Raw genomic sequence first — 16,710 nt, 5'->3', positions numbered from 1 at the left:
GATGATGCGCGCGCTCAGGGCAGCGTGCCCACGGCGATGCGCAGCGACGCCGTTTCCGTGTCGCCCGCTTCGAGCCAGCGCAGGCCGAGACCGTTGTGGATCGCATCGGGCAGGCCCAGCCACGGCTCGACACAGAAGAAGCGGGATTCGGGCTTTTCCGTCCACGTCGTCACGGCGTACCAGGGCACCGAACCGGGACGCTGCAGATCGATCGTGATGCTGCGGTTCAGGCCGAGCGCGACCACGCGAACGAGATGATCCGGCGCGCCGTCGAGACAATGGAAGCGGTCCATGATGCGCGGATCGTCGAGACGGTAGTCCGGCTCGCCCGCTTCGCCTGCTGTGATCGCACCGTCCGGCAACTGGTGACGGCGCACCGTGCGCGGCAGTTCCAGCACGGTCTCGCCGCGTTGCGTGTGCGGCAGCGTGAAATAGAAGTGATGGCCCGCGTAGTAGGGCAGCGGCGCGCTACCCGCGGCGCCCGTGTTGGTCGTGATGAAGTCGACGTCGAGGGTGTGGGCGTCGACGAGCGTGTACCTGGTTTCGAAACGGAAGCTGAACGGATAGCCGGCGTGCGTCGCGTCGCTGTCGGTCAGCGTCATGCTGATCGAGCGCGCCGCTTCGTCGACCGTGGCTTCGAACGGCAGATCGCGCGCGAAGCCGTGCATCGGCAGTTCGCGCACGATGCCTTGCGCATCCTTCCAGCGGCCGATCTGGCCGTCGACGAAATGGCGGCCCAGAAACGGAAAAAGCAGCGGATTGCCGCCGCGCACGCGCGCGGGCTGGCTCCAGTCCGCCTGATCGGGCCAGAAGATCACCGACTGGCCGTCGATGTCCCACGACAGCAGGCGGCCGCCCGCCTGCGGTGCGACGCGCAGCAGGGAGGCGTCGCGTGCGATCTCGATGATGTCCTGTTGCTGGAATTGAGGCATGGCGATGACAGTAGAGAGCGGTTGAGAAGGGAGGGGCGAGCACAATTCTGGCGCGAAGCGCGCGGCGAACGCCGATTTTGCTCCGCTTTATGCTACGGGGAAACCCTTCTCGGGAAATTGCGGGTGTTGCCGCACAGTCGGCGCAATCAATAATGTGTTTAGACCGGCTTCGGCTGGACGCGATCACCTGGTTTTTTGGGAGGGGCGATGGATCTCGCAATGGCAATGAGCGTGGCACTGTTCGGTATGTTCACGGGCAGTACGATTTATTTCTTCTATAAATTTGCACGCTGACACGGGGCGACGAGATACCACGTTGAGCCGCCGGCACGTACCGGCGGTCCACGCAGCCTCCGCACGCAGGCCCGCCTTCCAGGCGGGCCTTTTTGCTTTCATCGCCGTAATCGGCCTTTCAGATTTGGTGCGACGCCGCAAGGTACGCAAAAAGCCGAATTTTTGTCCTTGGCGCGATGGGGGCACCCCGTCATAATCGACGCGCCTTCAGATGCCGGACATCATGCTCCGGCAAGCTGTCCATCCTCCCACTTTTCAAAAGGACCGACGCGTGAGCCTGTCGTTTTTGATCTTTTTGAGCGTGCTGCAGGGCGTCACGGAACTGTTTCCGGTGAGCAGTCTTGGTCACACGCTGCTTATACCCGCTCTGTTCGGCATGCATATCGACAAGCATGCGCCGCAACTGCTGCCGTTCCTCGTCGCGCTGCATCTCGGCACGGCGTTCGCGCTGCTGTGGTACTTCCGGGCGCGCTGGATCGCGCTGATAAGCGGCTTTTTCGCGTCGCTGTCGGGTCGCCGCAATGATGATGGCCATATGATGTGGGCGCTCATCATCGGGACGATCCCGGCCGGTCTGGTGGGTCTGCTGCTCGAAAAGCGCCTCGAACGCGTGTTCCACGATCTGCGCATCGTGGCCATCGCGCTGATCGTCAACGGTATCCTGCTGTGGTTCGGCGACCGTCTGCAGCGCTCGCGCGCGCATCGCGCACCGGAGAAGCTGACGTTCAAACAGGCGTTCCTCGTCGGCCTCGCGCAGATCGGCGCGCTGATTCCCGGCTTCTCGCGCAGCGGCCTGACGATGATCGCCGGCAACGGCGCAGGTCTCACCGCCGAGAAGGCGGCCGAATTCTCGTTCCTGCTTGGCACGCCGATCATTTTCGCAGCGGGCGTGCTCGAACTCCCGAAGCTGTTCCACGCGCCGGGCCAGCTCGCCGACGCGCTGCTGGGCGGCGTGCTGACGGCCATCGCGGCGTATCTGAGCGTGCGCTTCCTGATGCGCTATTTCGAAGGACGCGGCCGCCTGGCGGCGTTCGGCGTGTACTGCGTGATCGCGGGCGTGGTGTTTCTCGGCTGGTTCATGACGCATCCGCAGCCCGTCTGACGGCGCGGCACGATCGGTTATAATCGCAGGCCCGGTGTAGCTGCCGGGCCTTTCTGTTTGGGCATCGCGGCAAGTCCGGTGCCCACAACCTGCCGCCATCCGCGATGGTTGAGCCAGGTTAAAATTCCGGTTTCGCCTCCCCATAGTTCAACGGATAGAACACGGGTCTTCTAAACCTGAAATCGAGGTTCGATTCCTCGTGGGGGGCCATCCATCGCGTGCCGCTTCGGCATGTCGCCCGAATCGCTCCGTGTGTTCACCCGGCCATAAAAAAGGGCAGCCTAAGCCGCCCCGAAGCGTTGCGCATCGGACGTGAAGACATGCGCGACGGTTGCCCGCCTGCACCTCATCTTCCGTACGCCGAACGCTGCGCAATGTCGCGCTGCGCAAGACCTTTTTCCACAACGGGAGCTACCACTCGCTCGACGATGTCGTGCGCTTCTATGCGCCGCGCGATACGAACCCGGAGAAGTTCTATCCCGTCGTGAAGGGCAAGGTGCAGAAGTTCGATGCCCTGCCGAAGAAGTATTGGGCGAATCTGAATGCCGACCCGCCGTTCGGTCGCGAGCCCGGCGACAAGCCTGCGCTGGATGAATCAGAGATCGAGGATGTGGTCGCGTGCCTCAAGACATTGACTGACGGCTATCGAGCGCGAGCGCCTCAGCAGCGGGCGGACGCTCACATCGTCAGCAGCAGATAGCAGCCCGCGATCAGCAGCACGAACGACGCGAGCAGGCAGGCGAGGCCGGCTCGCGTGAGCACACATGGCCAACGGCTGCGGCGCAAGCCGCGAATACGCACGATGGCCGGCGTCGGTGCGGGGTCGACTCGCATCACGATGGCGGTAAGCGTGATGCAGATCAGCGTCAGCATCGCGGCGAAAAACTGGAGAGCGAACGAGAGGTCCATGAGCGACAGTCGCAACGCGTAAGCGTTTGAATAGCAGTTGAAATTGACTGGGTTCATGTTAAGGAGGCGCTCCTCAAGCGCCTATGAGACGCGTCCTAAAATCGCCTGAACGGGCTTGCCGATGGCGGCGCAGCGCGACCAGCGCTATCTCGATGATGGCCTGTGTCGGGCGCGTGATATGCTTTTGAGGTCCAGATCGCGCGCCCTGACGGCGCGCATCGATCCTGCCCGAACCCGATTTCAGCGGAGAACTTCATGTCGATGCGAATCCGAGCCGCGTTTCAACTCTCCCTCGGTGGGCTGCTGCTCGCTGGCTCAGTCGGCGCGCATGCCGCCAATCTCGGCTTTCTGAACGACACACCGATTTCCTACATGAAGCAGGCCGACAACGATTCGCTGCGTCAGGCCGCGTTCGACGCGCTCGACAAGAAGCAGGACGGCGAATCGGCCACCTGGAACAACGACGGCCTGCGCAACAGCACGAAGATCGAGGCGCAGCTGACACCCGACGCCACCTCGAAGACGGGCGACCGCACGTGTCGTCAGATGCACGTCGTATTGAGCGCCAAAGGGCAGTCGATGAACCTGAACCCGCAGTTCTGCCGCGAGGGCACGGGCCGATGGGTGCTGCAGAAGAAGCATTGAGCACGCGCACGGTGTCTTGCGGCGTCGTTCTGCTCGATCCCGACGGGCGCGTGCTGCTCGCGCACGCGACGGAAACCACGCATTGGGACATTCCCAAAGGGCAGGGCGAGGAAGGCGAAGCGCCGCACGTGACGGCGTTGCGTGAGATGGAAGAGGAAACGGGCCTCGCCGTCGCAGCTGAGCGTCTGAGAGACCTCGGGCTTTTCGTGTATCGGCGGGACAAGGATCTGCATCTGTTCGCCGCACGCGCTCGCGCCGACGAACTCGATCTCGCGCAATGCACGTGCAAGTCGATGTTCCCGCGCCGCTCGGACGGCACGATGATTCCCGAAATGGACGCCTTCCGCTGGGCCGCGCCCGACGAAGTCGAGCATTACGCGAGCCGCAGTCTCACGCGGCTCTTTCAGACGACGCTGTCGCTCGTGGAATTGCATCAGACGCTCGACGCGTCGTAGGCCACGCGCGAACGCGAACTGAAGCGTCAGTCGAGCGCCTTGTCGTTCGGATGCGCGAACAGCGTGCGCATTTCCGCCGACAGCGGATAGTTCAGATTGATCCCGTGCGGCGGAATCGGCTGCGTGAACCAGACGTTGTACAAGCGCTCGGCTTCGCCCGACGTCTGCATCTTCGAAATGACGCGGTTCACCAGATCGCGGAACGGCGCGTCGCCCTTGCGGAACATGCACGCGTAGGTTTCGTAGCCGAGCGGCGTGCCCGTCACGATGAAGTCGTCGGGGCGCGGATCGGTCGCGCGAAAGCCATAGAGAATCGGCTCGTCCATCACGAACGCGACCGCGCGGTCTGCCTTCACGGCCGCGAACGCATCGGAATGATCCTTCGCGCTCGCGATGCGCATGTTCAACTGCTTTTCGCTGTTCAACTGGCGCACGAGGCGTTCGTCCGACGTGCCCGCCGTCGTGACGACGGGCTTGCCGGCGAGGTCGGCGAAGTCCGTGATGCCCGCGTTCTTGCGCGCGATCATGCGCACCGCGTACTGGAAGAAGCTGTTCGAAAAGGCCGCGACGTTTTCGCGTTCGCGCGTATGCGTGGTCGAGCCGCACTCGAGGTCGATCTGGTTGTTGGCCAGCATCATGAAGCGGTTCGCCGATGTGATGGGCACCTCGCGCACGCGCAGGTTCGGCATCGCGAGCGTCTTCCTGATGTCGTCGACGATGGCGAGCGCGATCGATTGCGAATAGCCGATCGTGCGATCGCCGTTGGCGTAGGAGAAGGGAATCGACGCTTCGCGTACGCCGAGCGTAATCACGCCGTCGTCATGAATCTTTTTGAGCGTGCCCGTGAGTTCGTCGGCCTGTGCGGACGCCGATAAGGACGCAAGCGCCACGGCCGCGATGGTCGCCCACGCCACCAGCTTGTATTTGATTGCAAGCTTCATTGTTCCCCCTGGGGCCGGCAGCAATCACTCCGGCTGCATCGTCACGCCGTCGCGTGGCGATGTCCATCGTGCGGCATGCGTGCGCTGGAAACGCCGCATGCCGCGCGTGACGCAACCAGACAATCAGCTTACGCTGGCTTTCCCCAACTGTCGCGCAGACTGACGATCCGGTTGAATACGGGTTTGCCCGGTTTCGTGTCATAGCGGTCGGCGACGAAGTAGCCGTGCCGCTCGAACTGATAGCGCTGTTCCGGCTCGATGTCGCGCAGACCCGGCTCGACGAAGGCGTGCATGATGCGCTTCGAATCGGGATTGAGCGCTTCGAGGAAATCGCGGCCGCCCGCGTCGGGCTGCGCTTCCCTGAACAGGCGATCGTAGATGCGCACTTCGACGGGCACCGCTTGCGTCGCGCTGATCCAGTGGATCGTGCCCTTCACCTTGTAGTTGTTCGCGCCTTCCGTGCCCGAGCGGCTATCCGGGAAGTAGTTGCAGTGCACGGCGATCACGTTGCCGTTTTCGTCTTTTTCCGCGCCCGTGCATTCGACGACATAGCCGTACTTCAGGCGCACCTTGTTGCCGGGGAACAGGCGGAAATAGCCCTTCGGCGCGCTCTCCATGAAGTCCTCGCGCTCGATCCACAGTTCGCGCGAGAACGGGAACGTGCGCACGCCGCGATCCGGGTGATGCGGATGCACGGGCGCGGTGCATTCTTCCGTCTGGCCTTCCGGATAGTTGTCGATGACGAGCTTCAGCGGATCGAGCACGCAGGTCGCGCGCGGCGCCTTCTCGTCGAGATCGTCGCGCAGTGCGCCTTCGAATACGCTCATGTCGATCCACGAATCGACCTTCGTGATGCCGATGCGCTCGCAGAACAGCTTGATGGCGTCCGGCGTGAAGCCGCGCCGGCGCACGCCGACGATGGTCGGCATGCGCGGGTCGTCCCAACCGTCGACATGACCTTCGTTGACGAGCTGCAGCAGCTTGCGCTTGCTGGTGATCGCATACGTGAGGTTCAGGCGCGAAAACTCGATCTGCTGCGGCAGCGGACGCGTGAAGATGCCGGCGTCGGCGAGTTCGTTGAGGATCCAGTCGTACAGCGGACGGTGATCTTCGAACTCGAGCGTGCACAGCGAGTGCGTGATGTTTTCGAGCGCGTCCGAAATGCAGTGCGTGTAGTCGTACATCGGATACACGCACCACTTGTCGCCCGTCCGGTAGTGGTGGGCGAAGCGGATGCGGTAGATCACCGGGTCGCGCATGTTGAAGTTCGGCGACGACATGTCGATCTTCGCGCGCAGCACGTGTTCGCCTTCCTTGAACTCGCCCGCCTTCATGCGGCGGAACAGATCCAGGTTTTCTTCGACGCTGCGCTCGCGGAAGCGCGACGGCGTGCCGACTTCCGTCGCCGAGCCGCGGTTCGCGCGCATTTCTTCCGCGCTCTGGCTATCCACGTAGGCCTTGCCGCGCGTGATCAGCAGTTCGGCGAACTCGTACAGCTTGTCGTAGTAGTCGCTCGCGAAGTACAGGTGCTCCTGCTCGTCGGCTTTCCATTCGAAGCCGAGCCACTTCACGGCGTCGACGATCGAGTCGACGTATTCGAAGCTTTCCTTTTCCGGGTTCGTATCGTCGAAGCGCAGGTGGCAGACGCCGCCGTAGCTTTGCGCGATGCCGAAGTTCAGGCAGATGCTCTTCGCGTGGCCGATGTGCAGATAGCCGTTCGGCTCCGGCGGAAAGCGCGTTTCCACCCGCTGGCCCCACTTCCCGGAGCGGTTGTCGTCGTCGATGATGTTGCGGATGAAATTCGAAACGGGCGCGTCGTTGCGCTCGGCGTCTTTGCGATCGTTGTTCATGCGAGAAGGAGAAAGTCGGTCCAGGACACTATATGTGTCCGTTAGTCTGTCAATTCTACCTGACGACACATTCGACGACAGCCTTTAGGCTTGCGCAGTGCGGCGCGCAGCCGACATCTGCCGTTTTCCGTGCGTTTTTTCAGGGCGCGATCCGTGCTGTAACAGGAGGTAAATTGCGTTGGCCCGGCGCAACGCACGCGCTTAGCATGCGTCGCGCTGAGCCGTCCTGTGCGCGTGAGCGTGCGTGAGTATGTTCGCGGCGCCTGTGTCTCGGCCCCCGTGTCTCGGTCCCCGTGTGTCGCGGTTCAGCGAGCAACCTGCCCGCCCGCGGGCTTTGGCGGCGCGTCGAGCGCCTGCGACGCCCCCGGCAGTGCTTTTCGGCAGACGCTGCATTTCCGTTATTCTGTCGTGGGCGGGCGCCGCCCGTCCCGCCGCTTCACGCGACCAGCGCTTGCCGCGAGCCCGCCGTCTCTGGCGTTGCGCACGGGCGAGCCGGTCCCTCGTTCCCGGAGTTCCTCGGATGTCTCTTCCGACGTTGCGCGTACCGCGCGCGCTTTCTGGTGCCGATCTGCATGTCGAAACCCGTGCCGGCACGCATGCGAAAACAGGTTCGGCTCGCGCATGCGCGCGTCTGACTACAACGCTGGCGCTCGCGGGCGCGCTGTTCGCGAGCCTTGTCGCGTCGCCCGCCGCCGATGCGAAAACGCCCCAACCGAAGCCCGCGCTCGACGCATCGGCGGTCGCCGTGCCCGACCGGTACGCCGCGGACGCCGCACAGCAGATCTTCGCTGCGGGCGGCAATGCCGTCGACGCCGCCGTGGCCATTGCGTTCACGCTCGCCGTCACGTACCCGGATGCGGGCAACATCGGCGGTGGCGGGTTCATGACGGTGTACATGGACGGCAAGCCGTACTTCCTCGACTACCGCGAAAAAGCGCCGCAGAGTGCGACGCGCGACATGTACCTCGACGACAAGGGCAACTTGATCAAAGGCATGAGCGTCGTCGGGCACCGCGCGGTGGCGGTTCCCGGCACTGTCGACGGGATGTGGGAGGCGCAGAAGCGCTTCGGCAAGCTCAAATGGAAGCAGGTGCTCGCGCCCGCCATCAAATACGCGACGGACGGTTTCCCCGTCGAGCCATGGCTGCAGAAGCGCCGCGAACTCGCAGCGCAGGGCTTCGGCGGCAAGACCAATTTCGAAGCGTATTTTTCGAACCTGAAGGCGGGCGCCGTGTTCCGCCAGCCCGAGCTCGCGCAGACCCTGACGCGGATCGCGTCGGACGGCGGCCGCGAGTTCTACGAAGGGCAGACAGCCAACCTGATCGCCCAGCAGATGTACGGTCACGGCCTGATCACGAAAACGGATCTGCTGCAGTACAAGGCCGTGTGGCGCCAGCCCGTGACGGCGAACTGGAACGGCTATCAGATCGTCACCGCGCCGCCGCCGAGTTCGGGAGGCATCGGGCTGATCCAGCTGCTGAAGATGAAGGCGGACCTGAAGCCGCAATTCGATGGCGTCGCGCTCAATTCGGAGCCGTATATCCATCTGGTCGCGCAGATCGAGGACCGCGCGTTCGCCGATCGCCAGCAGTACATCGGCGACCCCGATTCGTACCGCGTCCCCGTCGACAAGCTGACCGACGACGCGTATCTCGCGAAGCGCGTCGAAGACATCACGCCGGACGAAGTGCCGGGCGCCGCGCCCGTGAAGCCCGGTCTGGGTGACTCGATGCCCGAAAAAGCGCAGACGACGCATTTCTCCGTGGTCGACAAGTGGGGCAATGCCGTGTCGAACACGTACACGCTGAACGGGCCGTTCGGATCGGGCGTGGTGGTCGATGGCGGCGGCTTCGTGCTGAACGACGCGATGGACGACTTCGAGGCGAAAGCGGGCGTGAAGAACCAGTCCGGCGTGACGAGCGGCGACATCAACACGATCGCGCCGGGCCGCCGGCCGCTGTCGTCGATGACGCCGACCATCCTGCTCAAGGACGGCAAGGTGTCGCTCGTGATCGGCACACCGGGCGGCTCGCGCATCTTCACGTCGATCTTCCAGGTGATGACCGATCTGTACGACTTCAACATGCCGCCTGCCGACGCGCTCTCCGCGATGCGTTTTCATCATCAGCTGCTGCCGCAGAAGACGATCTACTGGGAGCCGTATCGCCCGATCGACGGCGAGCTGGCCGAGCAGCTGAAGGCGCGCGGCTACACGCTGGAGGGCCAGACGTTCAACGGCGACGTGCAGATGATCCGCATCGACGGCACGACGCCGCAACCGGCTGCGGATCCACGCGGCGTCGGCGTGGGTCGTGTGATTCAATAGCGCTGGCGGCGCGGCCGCTTTCCATCAACACACGACAGACGGGGAACGGAATGGGATTGGAGCAGCAGGGCGTGATCGTCTTGCCGGGTTATATGAACTCGGGCGAGGGCCACTGGCAGACCCGCTGGGAAGCGCGGTATCCGAAATTTTCGCGCGTACCGATGCGCGACTGGGATCATCCCGTCTGCGAAGAATGGTGCGATACGCTCGACGCCACGGTCGCTGCAGCGAAGGCGCCCGTTCTGTTTGCCGGGCACAGCCTTGGCTGCCTGACGGTCGCTTTCTGGGCGGCGCGCCATGCCTCGAAAGACGCGCTCGCGAAAGTGGCGGGCGCGTTGCTGGTCGCGTTGCCCGATCCCGCCGGCCCCGGATTTCCCGCCGATGCGGCGGGCTTCGACGATGTGCCGATGCTGAGACTGCCGTTTCCTTCGATCGTCGTCGCCAGCACCGACGACCCGTATGGCGGCGTGCCGTTCTCGCAGGCATGCGCGGCGGCATGGGGCAGCCGCTGGGAGAGCATCGGCCCGCGAGGCCACATTAACGCGGACAGCGGCCTGGGCGACTGGGACGAAGGGCAGCGCTGGCTGGGTTCGATGGCGTGAGGCGCGCGCGTGAGCCACGCATAGTTCAAACGCGAGCGGAGCGTCAGGCGGCAGGCTGCCGCTGACGCTTCGCGACAGCCGGCACGCCGCCGCTACCGGGACACTCGCTCCACGGCGCGCAGCGTCAGATCACCGAACGGCCCCGCAGCCCATCGATCTGTCCGTCGTCGTAACCGAGCACGTCGCGCAAGACCGCTTCCGTATGTTCGCCGAGCGTGGGCGGATGCGCCTGTGCCTCGGGCGGCGTCGCGCTCATGCGGATGGGGTTGCGCACCAGCTTGACCGTGCCGCCCGACGGGTGCGGCAGTTGCACCTGCATGCCGCGCGCGACCACCTGTTCGTTGTCGAACACCTCTTCCAGATCGTTTATCGGGCCACACGGCACACCCGCGGCTTCGAGCGCCTCGATCCATTCGTGCTTGCTGCGCGTGCGGACCATGTCCGCGAGAATCGGCACGAGGATCTCGCGATTGCGCACACGCGCCGGATTGGTCGAGAAGCGGTCGTCGTCGGCGAGTTCCGCGCGCCGGCCCGCTTCGACGAACTTGCGGAACTGCCCGTCGTTGCCTACGGCCACGATGATCCAGCTGTCGCTCGTCTGGAACGTCTGATAGGGGACGATGTTCGGATGCGCATTGCCCCAGCGCGCGGGTGGTTTGCCGCTCGCGAGGAAATTCGCATTCATGTTGGCGAGCATCGCGACCTGCACGTCGAGCAGCGCCATGTCGATGTACTGGCCTTCGCCCGTGCGGTCTCGGTGCGCGAGCGCCGTCAGCACGGCGACTGTCGAGTACATGCCCGTCATCAGGTCGGCGATGGCGACGCCGGCTTTCTGCGGGCCGCCGCCCGGCTGCCCGTCGCGCTCGCCCGTGATGCTCATGAAGCCGCCGATGCCCTGCACGATGAAGTCGTAGCCCGCGCGCTGCGCGTACGGTCCCGTCTGCCCGAAGCCCGTCACCGAGCAGTAGACGATGTCCGGCTTCACGGCCTTCAGCGACTCGTAGTCGAGCCCGTACTTCTTCAACTGGCCGACCTTGTAGTTCTCCAGCACGACATCGCTTTGCGCGGCCAGTTCGCGGACGATCTGCTGCCCTTCGGGCGTCGCGATGTCGACGGTCACCGAGCGCTTGTTGCGGTTTGCCGCGAGGTAGTAGGCGGCTTCGCGCGTGTCCGCGCCGTCCGGCGTCTTCAGGTACGGCGGCCCCCAGTGGCGTGTGTCGTCGCCGGCCCCCGGCCGCTCGACCTTGATCACGTCGGCGCCGAAATCGGCGAGCGTCTGCGCGCACCACGGACCGGCAAGCACGCGGGTGAGGTCCAGCACGCGGATATGACTGAGTGCGCCCATATTCTGTCTGCGTCTCCAATGTGATGGGGCACGCGCCGTGTGGGCGCTGCCCGATTCGATCGATGTGTTGCATCTTAAGCGATCGGCCGCGCCCGGCCTATCCGGCCTGACGGCATAGGACAGATGACAGCCGGGGGGATTTTCGGGAGTGGACCTGGCCGGATGGCCGGCGTCGCGCGCAACCCGCGCCACGCCGCCGCGCGAGAACGCCGATCCCGTATAATCGACCGTTCAGGAAACAATCCATTGCGACGGCCGGTCAGTCTTCCGCAGCCGTCGGCTCAAGCCAGGACCGTCCCCAAAGCACGCTATGAAAGCCGCCGAAATCCGCGAGAAATTCCTCAAGTTCTTCGAATCGAAGGGCCATACGATCGTCCGTTCGTCGAGCCTCGTGCCCGGCAACGACCCGACGCTGCTCTTCACCAATTCGGGCATGGTGCAGTTCAAAGATGTGTTTCTCGGCGCCGAATCGCGTCCGTACTCGCGGGCCACGACGGCGCAGCGCAGCGTGCGCGCGGGCGGCAAGCACAACGACCTGGAAAACGTCGGCTACACCGCGCGGCACCACACGTTCTTCGAAATGCTGGGCAACTTCTCGTTCGGCGACTATTTCAAGCGCGACGCGATCCACTACGCGTGGGAATTGCTGACGGGCGTCTACCAGCTGCCGAAGGAAAAGCTCTGGGTCACGGTGTACCAGGAAGACGACGAAGCCTTCGGCATCTGGGAAAAGGAAGTCGGCGTGCCGGCCGAGCGCATCATCCGCATCGGCGACAATAAGGGCGCGCGCTACGCGTCCGACAACTTCTGGCAGATGGCCGACGTCGGCCCGTGCGGCCCGTGCTCGGAAATCTTCTACGACCACGGTCCCGACGTGTGGGGCGGCCCGCCGGGATCGCCTGAAGAAGACGGCGATCGTTACATCGAGATCTGGAATCTCGTGTTCATGCAGTTCAGCCGCGACGCACAGGGCAACATGACGCCGCTGCCCAAACAGTGCGTGGACACGGGCATGGGCCTCGAGCGTATTGCGGCCGTGCTGCAGCACGTTCACAGCAACTACGAAATCGATCTGTTCCAGGCGCTCATCAAGGCTGCCGGCCGTGAAACGGGCGTCGAAGACCTGTCCAACAATTCGCTGAAGGTGATCGCCGATCACATCCGGGCATGCTCGTTCCTGATCGTCGACGGCGTGATCCCCGGCAACGAAGGCCGCGGCTACGTGCTGCGCCGTATCGTGCGCCGCGCCATCCGTCACGGCTACAAGCTCGGCCGCAAGGGTTCGTTCTTCCACAAGCTGGTCGCGGATCTCGTCGCGCAGATGGGCGGTGCGTATCCGGAACTGAAGGACGCTGAACAGCGCGTCACGGATGTTCTCCGTCAGGAAGAAGAGCGCTTCTTCGAAACCATCGAGCACGGCATGTCGATCCTCGAAGCCGCGCTGGCGGATCTGGATGCGAAGGGCGGCAAGACGCTCGACGGCGAAGTCGCGTTCAAGCTGCACGACACCTACGGCTTCCCGCTGGATCTGACGGCGGACGTGTGCCGCGAGCGCGGCGTCACGGTCGACGAACCGGCGTTCGACGAAGCCATGGCCCGTCAGCGCGAGCAGGCGCGCGCGGCCGGCAAGTTCAAGATGGCGCAGGGCCTCGAATACACGGGCGCGAAGACCACGTTCCACGGTTACGAAGAGATCGTGTTCGACGACGCGAAGGTCACGGCGCTGTATGTGGACGGCGCGTCGGTCAACGAAGTGACCAAGGGCCAGCAGGCCGTCGTCGTGCTCGATCACACGCCGTTCTACGCCGAATCGGGCGGCCAGGTCGGCGATCAGGGCGTGCTCGCGAATGCGAGCATCCGCTTCGGCGTTCTCGACACGCTGAAGGTGCAGGCCGACGTCGTGGGTCACCACGGCACGCTGGAGCAGGGCACGCTGAAGGTCGGCGACGTCGTGAAGGCGGAAATCGACGCTGTCCGCCGCGCACGCACGGCTCGTAACCACTCGGCTACGCACCTGATGCACAAGGCGCTGCGCGAAGTGCTCGGCGGCCACGTGCAGCAGAAGGGCTCGCTGGTCGACGCGGACAAGACGCGTTTCGACTTCGCGCACAACGCGCCGATGACGGACGAGCAGATTCGCCGCGTCGAAGAAATCGTCAACGCTGAAGTGCTGGCGAACGCGCCCGGCATCGTGCGCGTGATGCCGTACGACGAAGCGGTAAAGGGCGGCGCGATGGCGCTGTTCGGCGAAAAATACGGCGACGAAGTGCGCGTGCTCGATCTGGGCTTCTCGCGCGAACTCTGCGGCGGCACGCACGTGAACCGTACGGGCGACATCGGCTTCTTCAAGATCGTGATGGAAGGCGGCGTCGCGGCGGGTATCCGCCGCGTCGAGGCGATCACGGGCGACAACGCCGTGCGCTACGTGCAGGAACTGGACGCGCGCATCAATGCTGCAGCGTCGGCGCTGAAGGCGCAGCCGTCGGAACTGACACAGCGTATTTCGCTGGTTCAGGACCAGGTGAAGGCGCTGGAAAAGGAACTGGGCGCGCTGAAGTCGAAGCTCGCGTCGAGCCAGGGCGATGAACTGGCGGGTCAGGCGATCGAAGTGTCTGGTGTGCAGGTGCTGGCGGCGACGCTGGAAGGCGCGGACGTCAAGACGCTGCGCGAAACCGTCGACAAGCTCAAGGACAAGCTCAAGAGCGCGGCCATCGTGCTGGCTTCCGTCGAAGGCGGCAAGGTCAGCCTGATCGCGGGCGTCACGGCCGATGCCAGCAAGAAGGTCAAGGCGGGTGAGCTGGTGAACTTCGTCGCGCAGCAGGTCGGCGGCAAGGGCGGCGGCCGTCCGGACATGGCGCAGGCTGGCGGCACCGAGCCGGCCAATCTGCCCGCTGCGCTGGCAGGCGTGAAGGGTTGGGTCGAAGCGCAACTCTGAGCGCGTTTGAGCGATCACCCTGTGCAGGGCAAGTAGCAGCCGCTTCTGCATGAAAGAAAGCCGCGAGTCGACGAGACTCGCGGCTTTTTGTTTTGTCGGGCATCAAGCGGGCTTCCGAACCGTTCACGCAGCCGCTTGCGCCGCTTTCTCCCTCTGCTGCAAGTTGCCGCTTGCAACGAGCATCCCGCGCAGCGCATTCAGTGCCGACGAAAAATGGCCGCGCCGCCAGATCAGCAGCGTGTCGATGCTGCCGAGTTGGTCGAGCGTATGCACGGCGATATCGTTTGATTCGGGCAGCAGCGCCAGCACCGAACGAGGCGCGACGGCCACGCCCGCGCCCGCCGCCACGCAGGCGACGATCGCGTGATACGAGCCGAGTTCCAGCACGCGCGTCGGCCGCATGCCGCGATCCATGTACCACTTTTCGACGTGCGTGCGATATGCGCAGCCCGTTTCGAAGGCAATCAGCGTGGACAGCGTGACGTCGCTGGCGTGGCGGATGGGCGGATGACCGCGCGGCGTCAGCATCACCAGTTCTTCGCGAAACACGGGCTCGACCTCGAACAGATCGCCGATCCAGCCTGGATCGAGCGGCGTCGCGACGATGGCGGCATCGACTTCGAACTCGCGCACACGGTCGATCAGCTTGCCCGTCGTTCCCGTCTCCAGTTCGAGCGCGACGTCGGGCCAGGTCTGGTGATAGTGCGCGAGCAGCCCAGGCAGACGGGTCGCGGCGACGCTTTCCATCGTGCCGAGCCGCAGCCGGCCGCTGGGTCGTGCATCCTTGACGGCATGGCGAGCTTCATCGGCAAGCGCGAGCAGCCGTTCGGCATAGGGCAGCAGCGTCTCGCCAGCGGGTGTCAGCACGAGCCGCCGGCCGTCGCGAATGAAAAGCTCCGTGCCCAGTTGTTCTTCGAGCTGCTTGATACGCGTCGTCACGTTCGATTGCACGCGATTGAGCTTCGCGGCGGCGCGCGTCACGCCGTTTTCGCGCACGACAGCGCGAAAGATGGTGAGAGCGGCAAGATCCATCAATCTCTCCATGAGATTCAATCTATCCGTATTATTCATTTTATGAGATTGATGGGTCAAGCTACGATGCAGTCGAAACGTAAACTGCCGTCCCGCCATGTCTTCGATGAACGACCTTGCTTCCCGCACTTTTTCCACTCGCGTCGCGCCCGGCGACGCTCGCCGCGCCGCGCTTGCCTGCATGGCGGCGCTCGCCGTCGCGCTCGGCGTCGGGCGGTTCGCGTTTACGCCGCTGTTGCCGCTGATGCTGCACGGCGGCGGGCTCGACATCCGACACGGCGGCTGGCTCGCTTCGCTCAACTACGCGGGCTATTTTCTCGGCGCGATCGGCTGTGTCGCGCTGCGCATGGACGCGGCGCGCGTCGTGAAGACCGGCCTCGCGCTGACGGTGCTGCTCGTGCTCGCGATGGGCGTCACGCATGAATTCTGGCTTTGGGCCGTGGTGCGGTTCGTCGCGGGTGCCGTCAGCGCCTGGACCTTCGTGTTCGCGTCGCAGTGGGGCTTGCGGCGGCTCGCCGAGCTGGGCGCGAACGAGTGGGGCGGCGTGATCTACACGGGCCCGGGCTTCGGCATCGCGGCGACGGGCCTGCTGGTCAGCGCAGCGGGCGGGCTCGGGGCAGCGGCGGGCTGGATCGCCTTTGGACTGATTTCCGCTGTGCTCACGGCGCTGGTGTGGCGCACGTTCACGACGGCGTCGACGGCACAGGCAGGCGCAAGCGCGAACCCAGCCACGCCGCGGATGCACGCGCAACGCCATCGCGCGCATCTGCATCGCGCGGACGCCTTCTGGCTGATCGTGCTCTACGGCGTGCCCGGCTTCGGCTACATCATCACCGCGACGTTCCTGCCTGTGATCGCGCGCGCCGCGTTGCCCGCGGATTCGCCGTGGCCGGACCTGTTCTGGCCGATGTTCGGCGGCGCGCTGGTGGCAGGCGCACTGGCGGGCGCGCGTCTGCCGTCTCGCTGGGACAACCGCACGCTGCTGGCGGGCTGCTACGTGCTGCAGGCGCTGGGGATCATCGCAGGCATCGTGTCGCCGACGGCGGGCGGATTTGCGCTCGGCAGCGCGCTGATCGGCTTGCCGTTCACGGCGATCACGCTGTTCGCGATGCGCGAAGCGCGCCGGCTGCATGGCGACAACGCGGCGGGACTGATGGGCTACGCGACGGCGGCGTACGGTCTCGGACAGATCGCGGGGCCGCTCGTCGCCGCGCCGATTGCCGCGCACACCGGCTCCTTCACACCGGCGTTGTGGCTGGCGGCGCTCGCGCTGGCGGCGGGCGCGGCGGGACTCGTCGCGGTGGCGCTGATGCGGCCGGCGCCGCGCGGATAGGCGAAGAGC

General features: G+C 64.8%; 13 protein-coding genes, 1 tRNA gene and 1 pseudogene. 9 read left to right on the top strand and 6 right to left on the bottom strand.

Features of this window, described 5'->3' with window-relative positions; translation table 11 throughout:
- Positions 1-14 precede the first annotated feature (14 nt).
- Complete coding sequence (locus FRZ40_RS06265; protein WP_147233656.1) at positions 15-932, bottom strand: aldose epimerase family protein; 918 nt, start codon at positions 930-932, stop codon at positions 15-17.
- Between the two features lie 565 nt (positions 933-1,497).
- Between FRZ40_RS06265 and FRZ40_RS06260 the strand changes: the two genes are divergently transcribed.
- From FRZ40_RS06260 to FRZ40_RS06250, 3 genes and pseudogenes are all read left to right on the top strand, one after another.
- Positions 1,498-2,328: an undecaprenyl-diphosphate phosphatase gene (locus FRZ40_RS06260; protein WP_147233655.1), complete on the top strand. Its 831-nt coding sequence runs from the start codon at positions 1,498-1,500 to the stop codon at positions 2,326-2,328.
- A 136-nt stretch (positions 2,329-2,464) separates the two neighbouring features.
- Positions 2,465-2,536, top strand: a tRNA-Arg gene (locus tag FRZ40_RS06255).
- Positions 2,537-2,676: 140 nt separating this feature from the next.
- Positions 2,677-3,028, top strand: a pseudogene (locus FRZ40_RS06250) (cytochrome-c peroxidase); the annotation flags it as partial.
- Here FRZ40_RS06250 and FRZ40_RS06245 read toward each other — a convergent pair.
- Entirely contained in the window at positions 3,007-3,294 is a 288-nt protein-coding gene (locus FRZ40_RS06245) for a hypothetical protein (protein WP_231516269.1), read from the bottom strand. The pseudogene FRZ40_RS06250 and the gene FRZ40_RS06245 sit on opposite strands and share 22 nt — an antisense overlap.
- A 198-nt stretch (positions 3,295-3,492) precedes the next feature.
- Between FRZ40_RS06245 and FRZ40_RS06240 the strand changes: the two genes are divergently transcribed.
- Positions 3,493-3,882 carry an RT0821/Lpp0805 family surface protein gene (locus tag FRZ40_RS06240; protein ID WP_028369294.1) on the top strand — a complete coding sequence of 130 codons (390 nt, stop codon included), beginning with the start codon at positions 3,493-3,495 and terminating at the stop codon, positions 3,880-3,882.
- Positions 3,879-4,337, top strand: a complete 459-nt coding sequence (locus FRZ40_RS06235; protein WP_147234778.1) for an NUDIX hydrolase — start codon at positions 3,879-3,881, stop codon at positions 4,335-4,337. Before FRZ40_RS06240 ends, FRZ40_RS06235 begins: the two co-directional genes overlap by 4 nt.
- A gap of 26 nt (positions 4,338-4,363) precedes the next feature.
- Here the strand turns inward: FRZ40_RS06235 and FRZ40_RS06230 are convergent, their stop codons facing one another.
- Positions 4,364-5,278 carry a transporter substrate-binding domain-containing protein gene (locus FRZ40_RS06230; RefSeq protein WP_147233654.1) on the bottom strand — a complete coding sequence of 305 codons (915 nt, stop codon included), beginning with the start codon at positions 5,276-5,278 and terminating at the stop codon, positions 4,364-4,366.
- Between the two features lie 128 nt (positions 5,279-5,406).
- Entirely contained in the window at positions 5,407-7,128 is a 1,722-nt protein-coding gene (locus FRZ40_RS06225; RefSeq protein ID WP_147233653.1) for a glutamine--tRNA ligase/YqeY domain fusion protein, read from the bottom strand.
- 520 nt (positions 7,129-7,648) lie between these two features.
- Between FRZ40_RS06225 and ggt the strand changes: the two genes are divergently transcribed.
- A complete protein-coding gene (gene ggt / locus FRZ40_RS06220; protein ID WP_147233652.1) occupies positions 7,649-9,454 on the top strand; it encodes a gamma-glutamyltransferase in 1,806 nt (601 codons plus the stop codon).
- A gap of 50 nt (positions 9,455-9,504) precedes the next feature.
- Positions 9,505-10,056, top strand: a complete 552-nt coding sequence (locus FRZ40_RS06215) for an RBBP9/YdeN family alpha/beta hydrolase (RefSeq protein WP_147233651.1) — start codon at positions 9,505-9,507, stop codon at positions 10,054-10,056.
- A gap of 124 nt (positions 10,057-10,180) precedes the next feature.
- Here FRZ40_RS06215 and FRZ40_RS06210 read toward each other — a convergent pair whose 3' ends face one another.
- Entirely contained in the window at positions 10,181-11,401 is a 1,221-nt protein-coding gene (locus FRZ40_RS06210; RefSeq protein WP_028369288.1) for a CaiB/BaiF CoA transferase family protein, read from the bottom strand.
- Between the two features lie 310 nt (positions 11,402-11,711).
- Here FRZ40_RS06210 and alaS point away from each other — a divergent pair, with 310 nt between their 5' ends.
- A complete protein-coding gene (gene alaS / locus FRZ40_RS06205) occupies positions 11,712-14,336 on the top strand; it encodes an alanine--tRNA ligase (protein ID WP_028369287.1) in 2,625 nt (874 codons plus the stop codon).
- A 123-nt stretch (positions 14,337-14,459) separates the two neighbouring features.
- Here alaS and FRZ40_RS06200 read toward each other — a convergent pair whose 3' ends face one another.
- Positions 14,460-15,368, bottom strand: a complete 909-nt coding sequence (locus tag FRZ40_RS06200) for a LysR family transcriptional regulator (RefSeq protein WP_147233650.1) — start codon at positions 15,366-15,368, stop codon at positions 14,460-14,462.
- 106 nt (positions 15,369-15,474) lie between these two features.
- On the opposite strand from FRZ40_RS06200, the gene FRZ40_RS06195 reads away from it, so the two are divergent.
- The gene (locus tag FRZ40_RS06195; RefSeq protein ID WP_147234777.1) at positions 15,475-16,701 is read left to right on the top strand and encodes a YbfB/YjiJ family MFS transporter; all 1,227 of its coding nucleotides are present in this window, start codon (positions 15,475-15,477) and stop codon (positions 16,699-16,701) included.
- Positions 16,702-16,710 lie beyond the last annotated feature (9 nt).

Source organism: Paraburkholderia azotifigens, assembly GCF_007995085.1.
Classification (GTDB): Bacteria; Pseudomonadota; Gammaproteobacteria; order Burkholderiales; family Burkholderiaceae; genus Paraburkholderia; species Paraburkholderia azotifigens.
This window is presented reverse-complemented; position numbering and strand designations above follow the sequence as displayed.

Excerpts from the sequence above, each read along its gene's own strand:
- FRZ40_RS06230 (WP_147233654.1), bottom strand. The coding sequence starts at position 5,278 with ATGAAGCTTGCAATCAAATACAAGCTGGTGGCGTGGGCGACCATCGCG.
- FRZ40_RS06195 (WP_147234777.1), top strand. The coding sequence starts at position 15,475 with ATGAACGACCTTGCTTCCCGCACTTTTTCCACTCGCGTCGCGCCCGGC.
- alaS (WP_028369287.1), top strand. The coding sequence starts at position 11,712 with ATGAAAGCCGCCGAAATCCGCGAGAAATTCCTCAAGTTCTTCGAATCG.
- FRZ40_RS06245 (WP_231516269.1), bottom strand. The coding sequence starts at position 3,294 with ATGAACCCAGTCAATTTCAACTGCTATTCAAACGCTTACGCGTTGCGA.
- FRZ40_RS06265 (WP_147233656.1), bottom strand. The coding sequence starts at position 932 with ATGCCTCAATTCCAGCAACAGGACATCATCGAGATCGCACGCGACGCC.
- FRZ40_RS06215 (WP_147233651.1), top strand. The coding sequence starts at position 9,505 with ATGGGATTGGAGCAGCAGGGCGTGATCGTCTTGCCGGGTTATATGAAC.
- ggt (WP_147233652.1), top strand. The coding sequence starts at position 7,649 with ATGTCTCTTCCGACGTTGCGCGTACCGCGCGCGCTTTCTGGTGCCGAT.
- FRZ40_RS06210 (WP_028369288.1), bottom strand. The coding sequence starts at position 11,401 with ATGGGCGCACTCAGTCATATCCGCGTGCTGGACCTCACCCGCGTGCTT.
- FRZ40_RS06225 (WP_147233653.1), bottom strand. The coding sequence starts at position 7,128 with ATGAACAACGATCGCAAAGACGCCGAGCGCAACGACGCGCCCGTTTCG.
- FRZ40_RS06240 (WP_028369294.1), top strand. The coding sequence starts at position 3,493 with ATGTCGATGCGAATCCGAGCCGCGTTTCAACTCTCCCTCGGTGGGCTG.
- FRZ40_RS06200 (WP_147233650.1), bottom strand. The coding sequence starts at position 15,368 with ATGGATCTTGCCGCTCTCACCATCTTTCGCGCTGTCGTGCGCGAAAAC.